Raw genomic sequence first — 20,029 nt, forward strand, 5'->3', positions numbered from 1 at the left:
CCTCCCCGACGGTCAGAGGCGCGCGCGGATCGCGTCCATGAGCTCCATGAGGTGGATCGAGTCGTCGAGCGGCATGAGCGGGCTCTCCTTCTCACCGGCCGTGACCCGCCGGGCGAGCTCGGCCGCCTGGTAGCGCAGACCGCCGTGGTCGGTCCCCGCGGCCCGGCCCCACGCGCCGAGCACCATCCCGTCGTTCCCGACGAGCCGCACCTGGCTCGGGGCGTAGAAGTCGCCGTCGACGTCCAGCCGCGCCCACGTCCCGCAGACCGACGCCGTCGTCGGCGTCCGCACCCCCATCGAGGTGCTCACGTGCGCCAGCCGCGGGCGCGAGCCCGGCGACCCGGCCGCGGCCAGGGTCGCGACGACCCACTCGTCGACCCCCTCGGGCGTGAGCTCGCCGTCGACGCTGCGCAGCTCCAGCTCCCCGAGGACCAGGTGCGCGAACGACAGCGGGTAGATCCCCAGGTCGAGCAGCGCGCCGCCGGCGAGCCGGGGGTCGGCCAGCCGTCGCGGCCCGACCGGCCAGAGGTTCTGCCCGTGGTCGGCGTGCACCGCGAGGACCTCCCCGAGGACACCGCGCTCGAGCGCGTCCCGGATGACGTCGACGTGCGGCAGGAAGCGGGTCCACATCGCCTCCATGCAGAAGACGTCCGCCGCACGGGCCGCGTCGACGACCGCCCGGGCCTGCGCCGCCGTCGCGGTGAACGCCTTCTCGACGAGGACGTGCCGCCCGGCGGCGATCGCCAGGAGCGCGTGCTCGTGGTGCTCCGAGTGCGGCGTCGCGACGTAGACGACGTCGACGAGGTCGTCCGCGACGAGCGCCTCGTACGAGCCGTGCGCGTGCGCCGGGTCGATGCCGTGCCGCGCGGCGAACGCCGACGCCCGCTCCGACGAGCGCGAACCGACCGCGACGACCTCCTGCTTCGTGCGCCGCAGGGAGGTCGTCAGCTCGTCCGCGATCCACCCCGGGCCGAGGATGCCCCAGCGCAGGGCGGGGGCGTCGGCGGGGTCGGGCACGCGGGGCGCGTTGAGGCGCATCTCGGAGGGGTCCACGGGCACATCCTCGCCCGTGACCTACCGTGGTGGGGTGCGCCCCACCCGTGAGCCCCGCATCCCCGCCTTCCTCGCGACGGGGGCCGTGCTCGGGGCGCTGGTCTTCCTCCTCATCGACCGGCTCGGCCCGCAGGGCGGCCCGTTCACCGAGAGCTCGACGACCGGGTACCTGCTCGTCGTCGGGCTCGCGCTCGGCGCGATCCTCGGCGCCGTCGCCGCGGCGGTCGCCTCCGCCCTCCGCCGCTGAGCCGGTGCCGCGCGACGCCCTCGTGGTCCTCGGCGACTCGCTGACCCACCACGACGCGCGCCGCCTCGTCCCCGCCGACGACCCCGTCCTGTGGCCCGTACAGGTCGCCGACGCGCTCGGCTGGGACCTGCACCTCGCCGCCCGCGCCGGCTGGACGTGCCGCGACGCGTGGTGGGCCCTCACGGCCGACCCGGCGCTGTGGGCCGCGCTGCCCCGCGCGGGGGCCGTGATCGTCGCGACGTCGACGATGGACTCGATGCCCTCCGCGCTGCCGACCACCGTGCGCGAGTCGATCCGGGCGATCCGCCCGGCGGGGCTGCGACGACGCGTGCGTGCCGGCTACAAGGCCGCGCAGCCGCACGCCGCCCGGCTCGGCCGGCCGCAGGCGTTGTCGCCGGGAGCGACGGCCGACCACCTCGGCCGGATCGTCACGGCGCTGCGGGCCGTGCGCCCGGGGACGCCGGTCATCGCCACCCTGCCGGCGACCCACCGCTCGCGCGAGTACGGCTTCGCCCATCCCGCCCGGGCGCGGACCCGGCGGGCGATGGAGGGGGTCGCCGCCACGCACGGGCTGCCGCTGCTCGATCTCGGCGTCACCGACGACCACGTCCGCTCCGGCCGCGGCAACCCCGACGGCATCCACTGGGGCCCCGAGGGGCACGCGCTCGTCGCCGACGCCGCCCTGGCGCTCCTGCGTCCCCCCACCTGACGCGCGGGCCGGGCCCGACGGGCCGCGTGGGAGACTGCTGCGGTGGCACGCGGCGACGGACGACTGACGCACGACCTCCTCGAGGACGACCGCTCCCCCCAGGACGCGTGCGGCGTCTTCGGGGTGTGGGCGCCGGGCGAGGACGTCGCCAAGCTCGCGTACTACGGGCTCTACGCGCTGCAGCACCGCGGGCAGGAGTCGGCGGGCATCGCGACGAGCGACGGGTCGAAGATCCTCGTCTACAAGGACATGGGCCTCGTCAGCCAGGTGTTCGACGAGCAGCACCTGGGGGTGCTCACCGGGCACATCGCCGTCGGTCACTGCCGGTACTCGACGACGGGCGGTTCGACGTGGCACAACGCCCAGCCGACCCTCGGCGGGCACGACGACGGCACGGTCGCGCTCGCGCACAACGGCAACCTCATCAACTCGGCCGAGCTGCGCGACCTCGTCGACTCCCGCGCCGACGGCGCGCACCGCGGCGAGCTGCGGCACGGCAACACGACCGACACCGCGCTCGTCACCGCCCTGCTCACCGACTCGCCCGGCACGCCGGTCGAGGAGCGCGCCCGCGAGGTCCTGCCGCTGCTGCGTGGCGCCTTCTGCTTCGTCTTCATGGACGAGCACACCCTGTACGCCGCCCGCGACCCGCAGGGCATCCGCCCGCTCGTCCTCGGCCGGCTCGAGCGCGGCTGGGTCGTCGCCTCCGAGACCGCGGCGCTCGACATCGTCGGGGCGTCCCTCGTCCGCGAGGTCGAGCCGGGCGAGCTCGTCGCGATCGACGAGGACGGCCTGCGCACGAGCCGGTTCGCCGACCCCGAGCCGAAGGGCTGCGTCTTCGAGTACGTCTATCTCGCCCGCCCTGACACGACCATCGCCGGCCGCGCCGTCCACGAGGCCCGCGTCGAGATGGGGCGCGTCCTCGCCCGGGAGCACCCCGTCGAGGCCGACCTCGTGATCCCCACCCCGGAGTCCGGCACGCCCGCGGCGATCGGGTACGCCCAGGAGTCCGGCATCCCGTTCGGGCAGGGGATGGTGAAGAACGCGTACGTCGGGCGGACGTTCATCCAGCCGAGCCAGACGATCCGCCAGCTCGGCATCCGGCTCAAGCTCAACCCGCTCGGGCACGTCATCAAGGGGAAGCGGCTCGTCGTCGTCGACGACTCGATCGTCCGCGGCAACACCCAGCGTTCCCTCGTCCGGATGCTGCGCGAGGCCGGCGCCGCCGAGGTCCACGTGCGGATCTCCAGCCCGCCCGTGCGCTGGCCCTGCTTCTACGGCATCGACTTCGCCACCCGCGCCGAGCTCATCGCCACCGGCCTGGGCGTCGACGACGTACGTGCGTCGATCGGTGCCGACAGCCTCGGCTACATCAGCGAGGACGGGATGGTCGAGGCGACCCAGCAGCCGGCCGACCGGCTGTGCACCGCGTGCTTCACCGGCCGCTACCCCGTCGCGCTGCCGCAGGACGGGCGCTACGGCAAGGACGTCCTCGAGCTCGAGGTGCCGGTCGACGCGGCCGCCCCGGCGCGGGCGCACGTCCGGGCCGAGCCGCCGCCGGAGCGGAGCGCCGAGCCTGTCGACGTAACGACGGTCGGGACGCTGGACGCGACGATCTCGTTACCCTGAGCCGGTGACCGAGCAGACCCCGCCCGCCGAGCCCATCACCTACGCCTCCGCCGGCGTCGACGTCGAGGCCGGCGACCGCGCGGTCGAGCTGATGAAGGCCGCCGTCGGGCGCGCCACCCGACCCGAGGTCCTCGGCGGTCTCGGCGGCTTCGCGGGGATGATCGACGCCAGCGCGCTGAAGGACATGCGCCGGCCGGTCCTCGCGACGAGCACCGACGGGGTCGGGACGAAGGTCGCGATCGCCCAGGCGCTCGACGTCCACGACACGATCGGGCACGACCTCGTCGGCATGGTCGTCGACGACATCGTCGTCTGCGGCGCAGAGCCGCTGTTCATGACCGACTACATCGCGTGCGGGAAGGTCGTCCCCGAGCGGATCGCGGCGATCGTCTCCGGCATCGCCGACGCGTGCGCCCGCGCCGGGGTTGCCCTCGTCGGCGGGGAGACGGCCGAGCACCCCGGCCTGCTCGGCCCGAGCGAGTACGACGTCGCGGGCGCCGCGACGGGGGTCGTCGAGCACGAGCACGTCATCGGCCCCCACCTCGTCGCACCCGGGGACGTCGTCCTCGGCCTCGCGAGCAGCGGCCTGCACAGCAACGGGTACTCGCTCGTCCGGCGGGTCGTCGACGCCGCCGGGTGGGCCCTCGAGGACGAGCTGGACGACCTGCCCGGCACGCTCGGCGAGGCGCTCCTCACCCCGACGCGGATCTACGCCCGGCCGCTGCTGACGCTCATCGAGCGGCTGCGCGGCGACGGCCCGGCGGCCGCTGGTGTCCACGCGCTCAGCCACGTCACCGGCGGGGGGCTCGCAGCGAACCTCGCCCGCGTCCTGCCGACCGGCACCCTCGCGACGGTCGACCGCGCGACGTGGACCCCGCCGCGGATCTTCACGCTCGTCGGGGAGGCCGGCGGGGTGCCGCGCGAGGACCTCGAGCGGACGCTCAACATGGGTGTCGGCTTCGTCGCCGTCCTGCCGGCCGACCACGCCGACACCGCCCGCGAGGTCCTGGGCGCCGAGGGCATCGACGCGTGGGTGCTCGGCGAGGTCACCGCGGGCGAGGCCACCGGCGGGGACGTCGTCCAGGGCGCCAAGGGCGTCGACGGGGGAGCGGTGCAGGTGGTGGGCGAGCACCCGTGATCCGGGTCCTCGTCGCCGATCCCCGTCCCGAGGTCGCGCGCCTCGTCGACGGGTTGCGCGCCGAGGGTGACCTCGAGGTCGTCGCGGTCGCCCCGGACGTCGAGACCGCCGTCGATGCGGCGGTGGGCGTCGACGTCGTCCTGCTCGACCTCGCGCTGTGCCGGGCGGACGGCTCGCCGATCGCCGCGACCGTCGTCACCCGGGTGCTCACGGGCCCGGCCGGGGCGCGGGTCGTCATCCTCACCGACGACGACAGCGACCCCCAGCTCGTCGCGTGCATCGACGCGGGCGCGGCCGGCTACATGTTCAGCCACAACGCGCCCGTCCACGTCGCCACGGGCATCCGGGCCGCCGTCCGGGGTGAGCTCGTCATGGCACCCGTCGTCACCGGCGCGATCCCGGTCCGGCCGGCAGACGGGCGCGACCGCGGCCCCGTCGAGCTGTCCCGACGGGAGTACGAGGTGCTCTCCGGCGTCGCCCGCGGCCTGAAGAACCGCGAGATCGGTGCGGAGATCTTCCTCAGCGAGCCGTCGGTGAAGGGACACCTGCGCCACGTCTGCGGCAAGCTCGGCGTCTCGACCCGGAAGGCTGCGGTGGCCGAGGCTCGACGTCGGGGCGTCGTCGTCCGCTGAGGCGGTCGCGCCGGAGCCCCGAACCGAACGAGGGTGGCTCAGTCGGTGCGACGACCGCTCGGGTCGTCGTCGTCCTCGTCCCAGCGGGAGGAGTCGTACGACGGTTCGTCGCGCTCCTTCGTGGAGCCGTGCAGCTCACGCTCCAGCTGGGAGAAGTCGGTCTCCGGCGAGTAGTACTTCAGCTCGCGAGCGACCTTGGTCTGCTTGGCTTTGGCTCGGCCGCGCCCCATGGCGTGACCCCCTCGTTCGTCAGCGGGCGCGCATCGCTGTGCCGTCGGGAACCGTTGCGGAGCCGACGACTCCGCGGAGCGGTCCCGGGAATCGTGTGTTCGTGGGGGCAACGCTACATGGTCGGTGAGCGTTCCCGCTCACCGGACCGTCCTGGCGGGTGACGGGGCCGCTCCGCCGGGGTCGAGGGAGCGCGCTGGCGTCTGCCGGTCGCCTCGCGCGCACCGAATCTGCTCGCAGTCATCGGATCCGGTGACCACGAGTCGATTGGCGAGGCGCGAGGAGAGCGCGGGTCACCGCAGCGGCGAACGCTCCGCGGCGACCTGGGCGAGGGAGGCGGCGAACGCCGGCCCCTGGGTGGCCCAGTCGTAGTGCTCGGCGACGTGGGCGTGCCCCGCGGCCCCCATCGACGCCGCCCGCTCGGGGTCGGCGCGCAGCGCGAGGATCGCGTCGGCCGCGGCCTGCGGGTCCTCGAAGGGCACGACCAGGCCCCCGCCGCTCGCCTCGACGAGGGCGACCGCGACGGGCAGGGGCGTCGTCACGGCGGGGGCGCCCCGCGCCAGATACTCGACGACCTTCGTCGGCATGCTCGGTCGGTAGTTCGGCAGGTCGTGCAGGAGCGAGATGCCGCACAGCGCGCCGTCGAGCAGCGGCAGCGCCTCCTCGCTCGGGACGTACCCCCGCCAAGTCAGCAGACCCTGCTCACGCGCCCTGGTGAGCATCTCCTCCGAGGCCGCATCGGCGGCGTGCCCGATGACGTCGAGCCGCACGGGCCGCTCGTCCCCGGCCGTCGCCTCGCGCAGGATCTCGGCCAGCCGCACCATCTCCGTGCACCCGCGGGCGGTCGTCACGGTGCCGAGGTAGACGACCCGGTCGTCGCCCACGGGCGTCACCGACGTCGGGACGACGACCGTGTTCGTCACGACCGGGTGCTCCCGGTGGAAGCGCGCGGCGTACGCGTGGTCGGCGAGCTGCAGCGACCAGCGCCGCTCGGCCACCCGCTCGAACGCCCGCCAGGCGCTCGCTGCCAGCCCCCGCACGGGCTTCGGCAGGTACTCCTTGACGACGAACGTGGCCGCCGTGTCCTCCTCGACGTCCCACACGAGGTGGTCGATCCCGAGCCCGACCGCCGCGGTGAGGATCTCGGGGTCGTGGGCGAGCACGACGTCGAACTCCCCGGCCCGTTCGCGCAGCAGGGCCCGGACGGCCCGCCACGCGGCGCCGCGGCGACGACCCCGGGCGCGAGGCAGGTCGAGGGTCGTCAGCCCGTCCGGACCACCGTGGAGGGGCAGGTCGAACGCGCCGAAGGGGGCCGCCTGGACGACCTCCCAGCCGGCGTCGAGCAGCGCGCCGACGAGCCGGGTCCGCACGCGGCTGTCGTCCGGTCGGTGGACGACCGTCACGGACAGGCAGCGCAGGGGCCGGGTCACGGCACGAGCTCCCCGAGGGCCTTGAGGACGCCGGGCGAGGGGCTGTCACCGAGGACGACGATCCGTCCCGGACGCAGCCGGCGCAGGGCCTCGACCGTCGCGTCGGGCACGTCGTCCTTCGTCACCCCGAGGAACGGCGCGCCGGCGTCGAGGGCGGCCACCGCGGCGCCCAGGACGGTCTCCACCGCCCCGGTCGTCGCGACGACGTACGCGGTCTCCACCGGACCCTCGTCGTCGGCAGCCGTCGACCGCGTGACGAACGCCTTCTCCAGCGGCTCCCAGTCGAGCTTCACGGCGCGCCCCACGAGGCGCTGCCGCAGCTCCGGTGACATCGTCTCGGGAGCCACCATCGCCTCGACCCCGCTGGGGACGCACTCGCCGAGCAGCTCCACGACCCCGTCGTCGTCGAGGTCGGGGTCGAGGACGAGCAGCGGCGAGCCCGACCGCGCGGCCTCCAGGACGAGGGGGACGGCGAGCCGGCGCTGGCTGTCGCGCAGGACGTACGGCGGGTGCGGGGTGTCGTCGACCATCTCCTCGGCCGCGCGCAGCGAGGCCTGCGTGGCGTCCTCGACCTCCCACGTCTCGACCTCGTCGATCCCGAGCTCGACGAGCTGCGCCGTCACCTCCGGCATCGCCGGGCCGACGAGGACGACCCGACGGGGGGCGAGGCGGGCCAGCTCGGTCCGGGTGACCTCGGGGACCACCCCGGCCTGGACGAGGAGCACCGGCCACCGGTGGCGGGTCGCCGGGGGGACGAGGGTGAGCAGGGTGCCGGCATCGGCACCGGTCGCCAGGAGCACCGTGTCCACGCCCGGGCCGTGCGTCCGGCGGGACAGCTCGGCGGCGGTCTCCCAGCGGTTGCGACCGGCCCAGCGCTCGACGCCCGGCACCGTCGGGTCCTCCGGCGGCGCACTCTTCTTGCGGCGCTTGGGCAGGGTCGCCTCGTACGCCGCGAGGACCTCCTCGGCGGGCCCGTCCATGAGGAGCTCGCCCGCCTCCATCCACAGCGCGCGGTCGCAGATCTCGCGGACGGTCGAGTTGCTGTGCGAGACGAGGAAGACCGTCGCGGCGTTCTCGCGCATCTGGGCGATGCGTTCCCCGCTGCGCGCCCGGAAGTCGGCATCACCGGTCGCGAGCGCCTCGTCGACCATGAGGACGTCGGGCTGGGCGGCCGTGGAGATCGCGAACCGCAGCCGCGCCCCCATGCCCGAGGAGTACGTCGACATCGGCATGTAGACCGCGTCGCCGATGCCGGAGAAGTCGACGATCTCGTCGAAGCGCTCCTTGATCTCGGCCTTCGTGAGGCCGAGCGCCTGGCACCCGAGGTAGATGTTGCGCTCGCCCGTGAGCTTGCCCATGAGGACGGCGTTGACGCCCAGGAGGGCCGGCTCGCCCGCGACCCACACCTGGCCGCCCGAGGGCGGGATGAGCCCGGCGACGGCCCGCAGCAGGGTCGACTTCCCGGAGCCGTTGCGGCCGATGATGCCGATCGACTCGCCGTGGTGAGCGACGAACGAGACGTCCTTGACGGCCTCGACGGTCTTCACCCGCCCCGGAGCCGGCTCGCCCCGGCGCAGGAGCCGGTCGAGGGCGCTCCGGTCGCCGGCGGGCCGGCCGGCGCCGGTGACGCGGTAGGTGACGTCGAGGTGGGAGACGACGACGGTCGCGCGGGGCGCCGCCGTCGCGCCGTCCGGTCCGGACGCCGGCTCAGCCGCGGCCATACTTCGCCTCGTCCCACCAGAAGAAGACGGTCCCGACGATCAGCGTGCCGACCGCCCACGCGGCGAAGACGATCCACGCGACGGGCTGGAACTCGTACCCGGGGCTGCTCATCAGCGCCTCGCGCACCGTGGTCATCGCGAGCGCGAAGGGCTGGTACTCGATCGCGCTGCCGCCGATCCCGCCGATGCGCTCGGCGGCCGCGGCGACGGGGAAGAAGACCCCGGACAGGTAGCGCAGGACGCGGATGGCCACGGGGATGAGGTTGCCCAGGTCGCGGGAGAGGTTGACCAGCCGCGCCCCGATCATCGCCGTCCCGGCGAGGAACATCGCCTGGAGCCCGAGGGCGACCGGGAGCAGGAGCCAGTGGAGCGTCGGGTGCTCGCCCGTGAGGACCATGACCCCCAGGAGCAGGAGGAACGCCGGGATGTGGGCGATGAACTGCGTGAGGACGACCGACAGCGGGAGGATCGCGCGGGGGAAGTGGAGCGCCCGGACGAGGTTGGTGTTGTTGACGATCGACGTCGAGCCGGAGGTGACGGACGCGGAGATGACGCCGAAGATGATGACGCCGACCGACAGGAAGCCGATCTTGTTCCCCGTGCCGTTCGTCGTCCCGATGATGACGCCGAAGATCAGGTAGTAGCTGCCGATGAGCAGCAGCGGGTCGAGGATCTTCCACAGCTGGCCGAGCTGGTTCTGCTGGTTCTTCGCGTAGCTCTGCCCGGAGGAGAGGGTCCACAGGAAGGATCGACGGCGCCACACGTCCCGCAGGTACGTCGGCAGCGGGGGGCGACGGCCGAGGACGCGGAGGCCGTTCTTGTGGGCGAGGGCCTCCGCGTCCTGCGGGCTGGGCGCGACCGGTCGCGGTCGGGCGACCGCCTCGGTCACAGGCGCTGGACCTTCTCCCCGTCGGCGGCGACGCCACGCGTGTCGAAGAAGGCGACGGCCTGGGAGGCGAGGGCGTCGACGTCGTACTCCCGGTGGTTCTGGACGAGGATCGTCAGGTCGGCCTCGCGGACCCCCTGCTCGAGGTCCTCGACGCGCTGGACCTGGTCGCCCGCGGCCGTCCACTCCGTGACGTGCGGGTCGTGGTAGGTCACGACCGCGCCCTTGGCGAGCAGCTGCTGGGCCAGCGGGACGGCCGGGCTCTCGCGCTGGTCGGCGATGTTCGGCTTGTACGTCACGCCGAGGAGGAGGACGGTCGCACCCTTGAGGGCCTTCGCGTCCTCGTTGAGGATGTTCTGCGCCCGCTGGACGATGTACGCGGGCATGGTCGCGTTGATCTCCTGCGCGAGCTCGACGAAGCGGAACGGGTAGCCGAGCTTGGCCCGGACGTTGTAGCTGAGGTAGTTCGGGTCGATCGGGATGCAGTGCCCACCGACGCCGGGGCCGGGGTAGAACGCCTGGAAGCCGAAGGGCTTGGTCTTCGCGGCGGCGATGACGTCCCACAGGTCGATGCCGAGGTCGTGGCAGAAGCGCGCCATCTCGTTGACCAGGGCGATGTTGATGTGCCGGTAGGTGTTCTCGAGCAGCTTGGCCGTCTCGGCCTCGCGGGTGCCCTTGGCACGCACGACGGTGTCGACGAAGCGGCCGTAGAACGCCGCGGCGGCGTCGGTGCATGCCGGGCTGTGCCCGCCGACGACCTTCGGGGTGTTCTTCGCGCCGAACGTCTCGTTGCCCGGGTCGATGCGCTCGGGGGAGAAGGCGAGGTGGAAGTCGGTGCCGGCGACGAGCCCGCCCTTCTCGAGGACGGGACGGACGACCTCGTCGGTCGTGCCCGGGTAGGTCGTCGACTCGAGGATGACGAGCATGCCCGGCTGGAGGTTCTCGGCGATGGTGGCGACCGCGGACTCGACCGGCCGCAGGTCCGGCCCGCCGTCCTCCGACAGGGGCGTGGGGACGCAGATGACGACGGTCTTCGCGCCGCCGATCTCCGCGGCGTCGGTCGTCGCGCGGAAGCCCGCCTGGCGCATCTGCTCGATGTCGTCGTCGGAGAGGTCGTCGACGTGGCTGCGGCCCTCGTTGAGACCGTCGACGACGCGCTGCGAGATGTCGTATCCGAGGACTCCCAGGCCGGCGCGGGAGGCCTCCTGCGCCAGCGGCAGGCCGACGTAGCCCAGCCCGATGATCGCGACGTCAGCCGTCATGGTCCGTGTCTCCTTCGTCCGGGCCGTGCGGCTCGGTGTCGGTGGTCGTGCAGGCACTGGTCGGGGTGTCGGCAGCGGCGCCGATGCCGGCGTACACCCGGCGGTAGGTCTCGACCGCGGCCCGCCACGTGCGGTGCTCCGAGGTCCAGGCCCGGGCGGCCTTCCCCCGGGTGCGTCGATCCGCCGCATCATATAGGGAGGTCATCGCTGCGGCCCATGATCGCGGGTCGTCCGGAGTGGCGAGCAGGCCGGCGTCGGGGTCGGCGAGGAGCTCGCGCAGGGCGGGCAGGTCGGAGAGGATCACCGGTCGACCGCTGGCCATCGCCTCGAGCGGCTTGAGCGGGGGCACGAGAGCGGTGACGGGGGAGTCCCACCGCGGGACGCAGAACACGTCGATCGCGGCGTGGTACTCCCGGACGCGGGCGTGGGGCACCCGTCCGGCGAAGGTGACCCGTCCGGCCCGCATCGGGTGCGCCGGGTCGGCCGCGAGCTCCTCCAGCGCCGCCCGTTCGGGGCCGTCCCCGACGAGGAGGACGTGCGGGCCGGCGTCGTGCGGGGTCGTCTCCTCGACGAGGTGGTCCAGCGCGCGGATCAGCGTCCCCAGGCCCTCGTAGTCGTAGAGGGTGCTGACGATGCCGAAGACGGTGCGCCCGGCCGGGATGCCGAGCGAGTCGCGCAGCGCGGCGGTCTCCTCCGCGGGGGGCAGCGGCTGCAGGAAGATGTCGGCGACGGAGTTCGCGACGACGCTCACCCGCTCGGGGGGCACCCCCCGGGAGACGACGTCGGCGCGCAGCGACTCGCTGATGGCGACGACGTGGTCGGCGGCGGCCATGCACGCGTCCTCCGCGGCTCGGGCCAGGGCGTACTCGTCGGCATCGGTCGCCCCGCCGCGGCTGCGCCACGTCTCCTCGAGGAACCCCCGCACCTCGTAGACGACGGGGATCCCCAGCCGTGCGCCGACGGCGAGCGCCAGCTGGGCGTTGTCGTGCTTGCTGTGGGCGTGCAGCACGTCGGGGCGCAGGTCGGCGACGAGCTCGGCGAGGGCCTCGACCCCGGCGTCGAGCCGCCCGGCGGCGGTCAGCGGCAACGGGCGGCCCGGGATGAGCCGGTGGTGGGTGATCCCGTCGACGTCGACGGTGCGCTCCGCGGCGACCCGTCCGATGTCGACGGGGAAGCCGAGCCGGGTGACGACGTGGACGTCGTGCCCGGCCGCGGCCTGGGCGAGCGCGATGCCCTGGGTGCGCAGGGTGTACCCGGCCTGCACCTCGGGCAGGGCGTTGGTCACGACGTGGAGGACCCGCAGCCGCTCGACCGGGCGCGCACCGGGCCGTCGGGTCGCCGGGCCGCCGGCTCGCCGGACGCGGGCGGCGACGTCGAAGAGGTCCCGTTCGCCGCGCAGCCGGGTGGCGAGGGCCGACCGAGCGCGGGACCGGGCGCCGCTCGGGGTGTCGAGGACGTCGAGCGCCTCGGTGTACCGGCCCCGCTCGAGCAGGCACAGGGCCGTGAGGCGGGCGCGGTCAGGGTCGTCGACGGGGACCCGCGCGAGCGCGGTCTCGGCGGTGTCGATCTCGTGGATCGTCGCGGCGGCCGCGACGACGTCGCGCAGCGGTGCGCCGGTCGCCGTGGTCGCGAGCTCGGCGAGGAGGGCCCGGGCCGCGGGGCGGTCCCCGTCGGCGTCGAGGGCGAGCGCGCGCAGGACGGTCGGGTCGGCCAGTCGGGCCAGGAGGCGGGCGCGGACCCCCGTGGGCAGGCCCCGCAGGAGGACGGAGGTGGCCTTCCACCGGTCGCGCCCGACGTGCCGGGCGAGGACCGACGCCGTCACCGGGGCGTTGCGCAGCACGGTGGCGGCGCGGCGGGGCGCGGAGGTCACCGCTCCACCCTAGTGGGCCGGTCGCTCCGCGCCGTGGCACGACCGGAGGGGGTGGCGCCAGCGGTCGTCAGAGGGACGAGGCGAGGTCGTCGGTGGTCCGGCCGACGAGGAGCGCGGGCAGCCCGGGTGCCTCCTGCATCGAGGCGGTGCGGGGAGCCCCCGACACGCGACCGTCGACGACGCGGTAGGTGCCCGCGGCGCCGTGGGCCGTGTGCCGCCGACCGCCGACGGACTCGGACGGAGACTGCGTGCCCACGACGAGGACGACCTCGTCGCCCGGCTCGAGCCACGGCTCACCCGGTTCGGTCAGTCGACGCGCGTCCTGGGCGCTGCTCTCGCCGCCCTCGGCCCACTCGTACATCCCGTTGCCGACGGTCACGCTGTCGAGACCGCCCAGGTCGCCGTGCAGGACGTCCTCGACCTCGACGGTGACCTCGTGGACCGCCATGAAGGAGTCCACCTCGCCGCTGCGGGCGTCGTGGCGCACCGTGACGACCCGACCGACGACGACCGCGTCCACGCGGGGGTCGGACGGGGTGGTGGGTCGGGGTCGGAGCAGCTTCGGATGGTAGGCCCGGACACCGGGGTCGACCGCCTGCGCAGACGTCGCAGCCGTCGTGGTGGTTGCGGGGGAACCGACCGTCGTCGAGGTTGGTGGCGTGCTCGCGGTGGGCGTGCTGCACCCCGCGACGGCGAGCGCGCCGACGCCCGCAGCGACGATGGCGGTCACTGGCGATGCGGTCCGTCCCATGAGACGAGGGTCTCGCGCCACCCCCCCGCGGCCGTCCCGCGCAGGATCGAGACCAGTTCGTGACCAGCGCGCGGGCCGCCTTGACAGCGGGGTGCGTTCGTGAGAACTTGTTGAACATTCAACCAACAACTCCGACCCCAAGGAGCACCGCATGACCACGCTCGACCAGCTCAACGGCACCTACGTCATCGACCCCACCCACTCGCAGATCGGTTTCGTCGCCCGTCACGCGATGGTCACCAAGGTGCGTGGCTCGTTCACCGAGTACTCCGGCCAGGCCGTCACCGGTCCCGACCTTGCCGACGCGAAGATCGACGTCACGGTCCAGATGGCTTCGGTCGACACGCGCAACGCGGACCGCGACGGCCACCTGCGCACCGGCGACTTCTTCTCGGTCGAGGAGTTCCCGGAGATGACCTTCACCTCCACCTCCGTCGAGAAGGCGGGCGAGGACGCCCTCCGGGTCACCGGCGACCTGACGATCAAGGGCACCACCCGCCCGATCACGCTCGACCTCGACTTCCAGGGTGCCGCGACGGACCCGAACGGCAACGAGCGCATCGGCTTCGAGGGCTCGACGACCATCAACCGCAAGGACTACGGCGTCAACTTCCACGCCGCGCTCGAGAGCGGTGGCGTCCTCGTCTCCGACAAGATCCAGCTCGAGCTCGAGGTCTCCGCGATCAAGCAGGCCTGAGCCTCGTCGCTCCCGCAGGCCCCGGCGTCCACCCGACGCCGGGGCCTGCGGCGTGCTCCGGGGCGCGCCGACGGCGGTCGACCGGTCCCACCGGTCCCCCCGTGCAAGACTGTTTCGACCCCTTGACCCCCCGTGGAAGGTCCCCATGGCACCTCTCGTCGTGCACGTCACCGGCGCCCGCCCGAACTTCCCCAAGGCCGCTCCCGTCCTCGCCGCTCTCGGTGAGCAGCCGGTCGAGCAGCTCCTCGTCCACACCGGGCAGCACTACGACGACAAGATGTCCGACGTCTTCTTCCGGCAGCTCGGCATCCCGAAGCCGGACGTCAACCTCGGCGTCGGCTCCGGCAGCCACGGGCGCCAGACCGCGAAGGTCATGGAGGCGCTCGAGGAGCTCTTCGAGGACCGTCGTCCCGACATGGTCATCGTCTACGGCGACGTCAACTCGACCGTCGCGGCCGCCCTCGTCGCCTCGAAGATGGGCATCGCGATCGCCCACGTCGAGGCTGGTCTGCGCTCCTTCGACATGACGATGCCCGAGGAGATCAACCGGCTCGTCACCGACCGGCTCTCCGACCTGCTCCTCACCACGAGCGTCGACGCCGTCGCCCACCTGGGCAACGAGGGCGTCGCGCCGGAGAAGATCCACTTCGTCGGCAACCCGATGATCGACACGCTCCTGAAGAACAAGGAGCGCTTCGACCCCGCCGCGGTCCGCTCCGAGGTCGGGATCGAGGGCGACTACCTCGTCGCCACGCTCCACCGCCCCGGGAACGTCGACGACCCCGACGACGTGCGCGAGCTCGTCGCCGCGATGCACGCCGTCGCCGACCAGGCCCAGGTCGTCATCCCGCTCCACCCGCGCGGCCGGGCACGTCTCGAGGAGGCCGGCTTCCTCGGCCACGACGGCATGCGCGTCATCGACCCGCTCGGGTACATCGAGTTCATGGGGCTCATCTCCGGCTCCGCGGGCGTCGTCACCGACTCCGGCGGCGTCCAGGAGGAGACGACGATCCTCGGCGTGCCGTGCCTCACGCTGCGCCCGAACACCGAGCGCCCGGTGACGATCACCCACGGCACGAACCGGCTCGTCCGTCGGGACACCCTCGCCGACGAGGTTCGCTCCGTCCTCGCCGCCGGGCGCGCTGCGCAGTGGCCGACGCCCCCGCTGTGGGACGGGCATGCTGGTGAGCGGATCGCGCAGGTCGTCATGGCGACGCTCCGGGAGCACGCGCAGGCGTGACCGAGGACCTCACCCAGTTCACCAGCCGGGCTCAGGTCAAGGCCGCCCGCGCCGAGGCCGCCCGCCGGGCCCGTCGTCGACCGGCTGTCCCCGCGTCCGTCGGTGGCGCGGTCGCGGACGACCGGTCCGAGGACGGCGTCGGCGTCGCCCGGTCGTCCGAGGAGGTCACCGCAGCCCGTCGGTCCCACGCCGGGACCGCGCTGCGGGGTGACATCGAGGGCCTGCGGGCCATCGCGGTCGGGACCGTCCTGCTCTACCACCTCGGGCTCCCGTGGCTGCCGGGCGGGTTCGTCGGGGTCGACGTCTTCTTCGTCATCTCCGGCTTCCTCATCACCTCGCTCCTGCTGCGCGAGTCGACGAAGACCGGCACGGTCTCGATCAGCGACTTCTACGCCCGGCGGGCCCGGCGTCTGCTGCCCGCCGCCTCGACGGTGCTGCTGTTCACCGCCGTCGTCGGGTGGTTCGTCCTTCCCCGAGCGGCGCGCGGCGATCTCGCCACGGACGTCGTCGCGTCGACCTTCTACGTCGTCAACTGGGCGCTCGCGAACCGCAGCGTCGACTACCTCGCGGAGGACTCGGCACCCTCGCCGCTGCAGCACTACTGGTCGCTGTCGGTGGAGGAGCAGTACTACGTCGTCTGGCCGCTGATGATCCTCGTGGGGCTGTTCCTCGCGCGGCGTGCGCGGCTCAAGGCCAAGCCGGTCCTCGCCGCCATGCTCGCGGCGACGGCCCTGGCGTCGTTCGGGCACTCCGTCCTGCACACCCGCGCGGAGCCCGCGACCGCGTACTTCTGGACCACGACCCGCGTGTGGGAGCTGGCGATCGGCGCGCTCCTGGCGTTCCTCGTCGTCCGCCTCCACGGGCTCGGCCGCTGGGCCGCCCAGGCGCTCGCCCTCGCCGGGCTCGTGCTCATCGGCTGGTCGGCTGTCGTCCTCACGAGCAAGAGTCCGTGGCCGGGCCACCTGGCGCTCCTGCCGACGCTCGGGGCCGCGGCGATCATCGCCGCCGGGTGCAGCTCCCGCTTCGGGCAGCGCACGGCCGTCGCGCGACTGCTGTCGCTGCCCCCCATGACGTGGATCGGCGGGCTGTCGTACGCGATCTACCTATGGCACTGGCCGCTCATCATCCTCGCGAAGACCCGTTGGCCGGCGATCTCCTGGCCCGGGCTCGCCGCGATCGGGCTGCTGTCCCTGGCGCTGGCGTGGGTGACGAAGCACGTGATCGAGGACCCCATCCGGTTCAACCGGGCGCTCGCCGCTCGGGCCGTCCGGGGCATCGCCTTCGGCCTCGCCGCCATGCTCGTCACCGGCCTCTCGGGCTACGCCGTCAGACGGACCGTGCCGGTCTACGACCGGGGTGCCGCGACCGCCGGCTCGCGCGGTCTCGTCGCCGACCCCGGCGCGAAGGAGTGGACGGTACGGGCCGACCCGCAGGCGGTCTTCACGACGAGCGGGCGCGTCACGCCCGACCCTGCCCTTGCCCCCAAGGACGTCCCGAGCTACTACGCGGACGACTGCCAGGTGAAGCCCGGCGACTCGCAGGTGCGCACCCGGTGCTCGTACGGCGACCCGAAGGCCGAGAAGGTCATCGCGATCGCCGGGGACAGCAAGATGGGCCAGTGGTTCCCGGCGTTCAAGGCGATCGCCAATGACGAGGGCTGGCGCCTGGACCTCTACCTCAAGTCCTCGTGCACCTTCACCTCGTCGGGGGCGAAGGAGGACTGCAACGCCTTCGGCCGCAGCGCCGTCGCCGCGATGCGCAAGCGCCCCCCGGACATCCTCGTCACCTCGCAGGGATCCGGTGGTCGGGGCGACCGGGTCGACGGGATGGTCGACGTCCTCTCCCAGGTCCAGCAGATGGGGACGAAGGTCGTCGTCCTCGCCGACAACCCCACGCCGCCGAGCAGCAAGGTCTACGACTGCGTCGACGCCCACCCGGGGGACTACCTCGCCTGCGCGTTCCCCGCCACCGACGGCGCCCGTGAGGGCAGCGGAACCCCCGCGCTCACGGCCGCCGCGAAGGGGGTCGGCGTGCCCGTGCTCGACCTCAACCCGTGGATGTGCCCGGAGAGGTCGGACGTCTGCCCCGCCGTCATCGACGGGACGCTGCTCTACCGCCAGGGCACGCACGTCACGGCCAGCTACGCCCGGACCCTCACGCCGATGATCTACCGCTACCTCGCCCGCCTCGGCCTGACGAAGCGCACGCCGCAGGACATCACGCTCGACGACGTGCCGACCGGCAGCGACGCGACCTGAGCAGGCGCCGCGGCGCGTCGCCCGACGCGGCAGCGCCCCGCCCCGGACGACCGGGGCGGGGCGCTGCGGTTCCCGCGGCGGAGGGTCAGTCGAGGAGGCGGTGGTACTGGCCGTCGACGATGCGGCAGATGTCGGACCAGTCGCGCTCGGCGAGGACCCACTCGCGGGCCTGGCGGCCCAGCCGCTCGCGCAGCGCGGGGTCGTCGAGGTAGGTGCGGATCTTCGCCGCGAGGTCGTCCGCGTCGCCCTTCTCGAACACCAGGCCGCGGACGTCGGCCTCGACGATCTCCGTCAGCGCGGCGACCGAGCTGGAGATGACGGCCTTGCCCATCGCCATCGACTCGAACGGCTTGATCGGGCTGATGAGCTCGCACACCGGCAGCGGCAGCCGGGGGAACGGGGTGATCTGGAAGATCGAGATGTACCGGGCGACCTCCGCGTGCGGGACCCGGCCGGTGAACTGGACGACGTCGCTCACGTCGAGGTCGCGGGCCAGGGCGTGCAGGTGGGGCTCCATGTGCCCGTCGCCGACGATGATGACCGCGAAGTCGTCCCGCTCGGCCTTGAGCGTGGCCGCAGCCCGCAGCAGCAGGTCGAGGCCCTCGTAGTCGACGAGCCCGCCGGCGTAGCCGATGACCGTCTTCCCGGCGAGCCCGAGCTCGTCGATGAGTGCCTGGTCGGGCTGGCGGGGCTCGAACTGCGCGGTGTGGACGCCGTTGGGGAGGACGACGAGTCGGTCGGCGGGGGCGCCCCGGCGGATCATCTCCTCGCGCAGCGCCTCGGTGATGACGAACGTGAGGTCGGCCTGCTGGGCGATGTGCGTCTCGAGGCCGGTCATCCAGCGGTACGCGCTCGTCGTCGCGAACGCCGGGCGGCGGGAGACCTTCATCAGGTCCTCGAGCCCGCGCATCTCGTAGACGAACGGGATGCCCAGGCGGCGCGCGGCCCGCAGACCCGCGAGGCCGTTGTTCTGGAAGCTGCTCGCGTGGATGAGGGCGGCGCCGTGGCGGCGGGCCTCGTCCTCGAGACGGCGCGCGAAGCGCTCGATGTACGGCGCGAGGGGGCTGTCGTCGTAGACGCGCTCGCCGGGCTCGAGGAGCCGACGGTAGGTGATGCCGTCGACGACGTCGAAGGGCTCGACCTCGGTGCGGTCCTTCGGGTCCGACCGGTCGTAGGGGAAGCCGAGCCGGGTCACGGCCTCCATGTCCCAGCCGAGGGCGGCCAGGCCCGTGATGACGCCGTGGCTGCGGGTCGCGTAGCCCCCCGAGCGGTGCGGCAGCGACTGGGCCAGGAGCGAGAGGACGGCCCGGGGGCGGGGCTCGTAGGCGCGCGGTCGGGGGGCGTCGACCGGCCACCCGACCTCCGCGGTGTGGATGACGTCGAGCGCCTCCTGGTGCAGACGGCGCACCTGGCGGGAGGTCGGGGCCGTCTCGATGAGCCGCTCGCAGATCGCTGCCGTCGTCTCGACCCAGCCGGCGCGCAGCGCACGGCTCGCGGCGGACTGCGCGTGGCGGACGTAGAGCTGCTCGACGTGCTCGGCGGGGGCGGCGCGGCAGATCTCGCGCAGCGCCTCCCACGCGTGCAGGTCCGGGAGGACCCGGGTGGCGGCGCGCAGGCCGACGGCGCTCTGCGCGGCAAGGTGCCGGGCGGTCTCGAGCTGCTGCTCGGTGTCCCCGGCGGACAGGATCGCCGTCTCGAGCTCGTAGCGGGCCAGCGCGGTGGCGTCGACGTCGGCCGGCCAGCGGGTCCGGGCGTTCTCGACGAACCGCGCCGCGAGGTCGGTGTCGTCCGTCGGCATGAAGACGACGAGGAGGTCGGCCTCGCGGGCGTCCCGGGGGACGGCCCGGGTCGCGAGGTCCTGCATCCGGCCCAGGAGCGCCGAGTCCTTGAGCGCTCGGGCGACACGCAGCCCGGTGACGACCCCCTGGACGTTCGGGGTGCCGTCGGCGAGCGCGGACTCGGCGTGCACCCGCGCCTGCTCGGGGCGGCCCAGGTCGACGAGCGCCTGGGCCATGAGCGCGTGGGTCGCGCCGTCCCGCGCGCTGTCGGGGACGGACTGCAGCAGCGCCAGGCCGCGCTCCGTGCCGTCCGGGGTCCCCAGGAGGAGGCGGGCCTGCGCCAGGAGCGCGCGGTGGCCGAGCGGGCCACCCTGCGCCGGGAGGGAGGCGAGGGCCGACAGGGGCACCGTGCGGGCGACCTTCCGGACGACGCGGCGCCCCTGGGTGCGGACGGTCTGGCGGTCGATGGCCATCGGTCGGGCCTTCCTCTCGTCGGGGCG

17 protein-coding genes are annotated in these 20,029 nt (G+C 73.8%); 8 read left to right on the forward strand and 9 right to left on the reverse strand.

Translation table 11 applies throughout. The annotated features are described in order from the left end of the window. Positions 1–12: 12 nt before the first annotated feature. Positions 13–1,053 carry a Gfo/Idh/MocA family protein gene (locus tag DAA34_RS04450; RefSeq protein ID WP_234354103.1) on the reverse strand — a complete coding sequence of 347 codons (1,041 nt, stop codon included), beginning with the start codon at positions 1,051–1,053 and terminating at the stop codon, positions 13–15. A 34-nt stretch (positions 1,054–1,087) separates the two neighbouring features. Between DAA34_RS04450 and DAA34_RS04455 the strand changes: the two genes are divergently transcribed. From DAA34_RS04455 to DAA34_RS04475, 5 genes are read left to right on the forward strand one after another with little or no spacing between them, the layout of a single operon-like run. Next, complete coding sequence (locus DAA34_RS04455; protein WP_106817783.1) at positions 1,088–1,300, forward strand: hypothetical protein; 213 nt, start codon at positions 1,088–1,090, stop codon at positions 1,298–1,300. A 4-nt stretch (positions 1,301–1,304) separates the two neighbouring features. After that, positions 1,305–2,009, forward strand: coding sequence for a diglucosylglycerate octanoyltransferase (octT, locus tag DAA34_RS04460; protein WP_106817784.1), 705 nt, complete (start codon positions 1,305–1,307; stop codon positions 2,007–2,009). A 42-nt stretch (positions 2,010–2,051) separates the two neighbouring features. Next, entirely contained in the window at positions 2,052–3,638 is a 1,587-nt protein-coding gene (purF, locus tag DAA34_RS04465; protein ID WP_106817785.1) for an amidophosphoribosyltransferase, read from the forward strand. Between the two features lie 4 nt (positions 3,639–3,642). Beyond that, a complete protein-coding gene (purM, locus tag DAA34_RS04470; RefSeq protein ID WP_106817786.1) occupies positions 3,643–4,776 on the forward strand; it encodes a phosphoribosylformylglycinamidine cyclo-ligase in 1,134 nt (377 codons plus the stop codon). Further along, positions 4,773–5,408 (forward strand): response regulator transcription factor, encoded by a 636-nt coding sequence (locus DAA34_RS04475; RefSeq protein ID WP_158707610.1) that lies wholly within the window; start codon positions 4,773–4,775, stop codon positions 5,406–5,408. Before purM ends, DAA34_RS04475 begins: the two co-directional genes overlap by 4 nt. 38 nt (positions 5,409–5,446) lie before the next feature. Here the strand turns inward: DAA34_RS04475 and DAA34_RS04480 are convergent, their stop codons facing one another. From DAA34_RS04480 to DAA34_RS04510, 7 genes are all read right to left on the reverse strand, one after another. Continuing rightward, entirely contained in the window at positions 5,447–5,638 is a 192-nt protein-coding gene (locus tag DAA34_RS04480) for a DUF3073 domain-containing protein (RefSeq protein WP_106817788.1), read from the reverse strand. 291 nt (positions 5,639–5,929) lie between these two features. Next, entirely contained in the window at positions 5,930–7,066 is a 1,137-nt protein-coding gene (locus DAA34_RS04485) for a glycosyltransferase (protein WP_199847419.1), read from the reverse strand. Beyond that, positions 7,063–8,787, reverse strand: a complete 1,725-nt coding sequence (locus DAA34_RS12650; protein WP_325027420.1) for an ABC transporter ATP-binding protein — start codon at positions 8,785–8,787, stop codon at positions 7,063–7,065. The genes DAA34_RS04485 and DAA34_RS12650 overlap by 4 nt, the downstream gene beginning before the upstream one ends. Continuing rightward, positions 8,774–9,676, reverse strand: coding sequence for an ABC transporter permease (locus DAA34_RS04495; RefSeq protein WP_106817789.1), 903 nt, complete (start codon positions 9,674–9,676; stop codon positions 8,774–8,776). Before DAA34_RS04495 ends, DAA34_RS12650 begins: the two co-directional genes overlap by 14 nt. Next, positions 9,673–10,935 (reverse strand): nucleotide sugar dehydrogenase, encoded by a 1,263-nt coding sequence (locus DAA34_RS04500; RefSeq protein WP_106817790.1) that lies wholly within the window; start codon positions 10,933–10,935, stop codon positions 9,673–9,675. Before DAA34_RS04500 ends, DAA34_RS04495 begins: the two co-directional genes overlap by 4 nt. Beyond that, complete coding sequence (locus DAA34_RS04505) at positions 10,925–12,805, reverse strand: glycosyltransferase family 4 protein (RefSeq protein WP_199847420.1); 1,881 nt, start codon at positions 12,803–12,805, stop codon at positions 10,925–10,927. Before DAA34_RS04505 ends, DAA34_RS04500 begins: the two co-directional genes overlap by 11 nt. Positions 12,806–12,872: 67 nt before the next feature. Next, positions 12,873–13,556, reverse strand: a complete 684-nt coding sequence (locus tag DAA34_RS04510; protein WP_158707611.1) for a hypothetical protein — start codon at positions 13,554–13,556, stop codon at positions 12,873–12,875. 151 nt (positions 13,557–13,707) lie between these two features. Between DAA34_RS04510 and DAA34_RS04515 the strand changes: the two genes are divergently transcribed. The 3 genes from DAA34_RS04515 to DAA34_RS04525 all read left to right on the forward strand — a co-directional run bounded on the left by DAA34_RS04515 (position 13,708) and on the right by DAA34_RS04525 (position 17,751). Then, the gene (locus DAA34_RS04515; RefSeq protein WP_106817792.1) at positions 13,708–14,253 is read left to right on the forward strand and encodes a YceI family protein; all 546 of its coding nucleotides are present in this window, start codon (positions 13,708–13,710) and stop codon (positions 14,251–14,253) included. 145 nt (positions 14,254–14,398) lie between these two features. Beyond that, entirely contained in the window at positions 14,399–15,493 is a 1,095-nt protein-coding gene (wecB, locus tag DAA34_RS04520; RefSeq protein ID WP_106817793.1) for a non-hydrolyzing UDP-N-acetylglucosamine 2-epimerase, read from the forward strand. Then, positions 15,490–17,751 carry an acyltransferase family protein gene (locus DAA34_RS04525; RefSeq protein ID WP_106817794.1) on the forward strand — a complete coding sequence of 754 codons (2,262 nt, stop codon included), beginning with the start codon at positions 15,490–15,492 and terminating at the stop codon, positions 17,749–17,751. Before wecB ends, DAA34_RS04525 begins: the two co-directional genes overlap by 4 nt. Before the next feature lie 85 nt (positions 17,752–17,836). Here DAA34_RS04525 and DAA34_RS04530 read toward each other — a convergent pair whose 3' ends face one another. Next, entirely contained in the window at positions 17,837–20,002 is a 2,166-nt protein-coding gene (locus tag DAA34_RS04530; RefSeq protein WP_106817795.1) for a glycosyltransferase family 4 protein, read from the reverse strand. Between the last annotated feature and the right edge of the window lie 27 nt (positions 20,003–20,029).

This window comes from Janibacter massiliensis (assembly GCF_900289115.1).
Classification (GTDB): domain Bacteria; phylum Actinomycetota; class Actinomycetes; order Actinomycetales; family Dermatophilaceae; genus Janibacter_A; species Janibacter_A massiliensis.